Raw genomic sequence first — 1,015 nt, 5'->3', positions numbered from 1 at the left:
TGATCTTAAACAAAAGTACCAAGGCAGATGCCTTGGTGTTAAGCAAATTAATCAGTTGATTAAAGAATTACAAAATATCTATCAGGATAATGGCTTTGTTACCAGTAAAGTCGGGTTTAGCGTTCCACAAACCAAACTTAAACAAGGCATCTTAGATATCAGTATTAAAATAGGCTTTATAGATTCACTCAACTTTAACGCACAAAATATTGATAATACTGCCTTTGTAAAACAGTTAATTTTTAGATGATTTGATTAATAAGCCCTTGAATGTCAATGACATCAGCAAGCGTATTGATCATGTTAATCGACTCAACTCTCATCATGCAAAACTAAACATTAAGCCCAGTAAAACACAATATCACTCCGAGGTTGTTATCAATGATAACAAACAAGATTATCAGCCATTTAGTGTTACTTTTGATAATTCAGGCTCAAAATCAACAGGTGTTGAGAAGATAAAGCTGAATGCTAATTGGGATGATTTTTTGATTCCGCTGTCCAAATGGACACTTAATTATGCTTTTCCAGCGCATGCAGAAGAAGATAAAAAAGATTCAAATGCCTATACTCTAGATGTGTCTTTTCCTTATAGGGATTATTTGTTTAATTACAACACAACAAAGTCTGATTACAATACCAATCGAATATTAACAACGGGTGATGCTTTCTATTCATTTGGCAACACCACAACCAAAAACTTTTATTTAACAAAATATCTAAACAAGAGCAATGAACAAAATAACAAAATCAAACTGGGGTTAAGTTTAAGTGACGAAGAAAGTTATTCGAAGTTACGAGGTACTGTTACTAAAAATGAAGTCGGATCTAGAAAACTCAGTGTTTTGTCTTTAGGGTATGAGCATAGTTTTCAGCTAAGTGATAAATCGACTCTGTATTTAAATCCAAGTATTAATAGAGGTGTTGATGCTTTTGATGCGCTAAATGATGACGAGTCTGGGATAGATGATGTTAAGGCACAATTTAGTTTACTTAAATTCTATGGTTATTATGC

The 1,015-nt window shown here is 32.8% G+C and carries 2 protein-coding genes; both read left to right on the top strand.

Features of this window, described 5'->3' with window-relative positions; all coding sequences use genetic code 11:
- Window positions 1-250, top strand: a 250-nt coding sequence (locus BAZSYMA_RS04795) for a POTRA domain-containing protein (RefSeq protein WP_277621615.1), incomplete at its 5' end; no start/stop codon positions are given.
- Window position 251: 1 nt separating this feature from the next.
- Window positions 252-1,015 (top strand): ShlB/FhaC/HecB family hemolysin secretion/activation protein (locus BAZSYMA_RS04790; protein WP_143243105.1); only part of this gene is annotated, 764 nt, incomplete at its 3' end.

The organism is Bathymodiolus azoricus thioautotrophic gill symbiont (assembly GCF_001298715.1).
Taxonomy (GTDB): Bacteria; Pseudomonadota; Gammaproteobacteria; order PS1; family Pseudothioglobaceae; genus Thiodubiliella.
The sequence above is the reverse complement of the archived record's forward strand: the minus strand, read 5'-3'. Positions and strand labels throughout refer to the sequence as shown.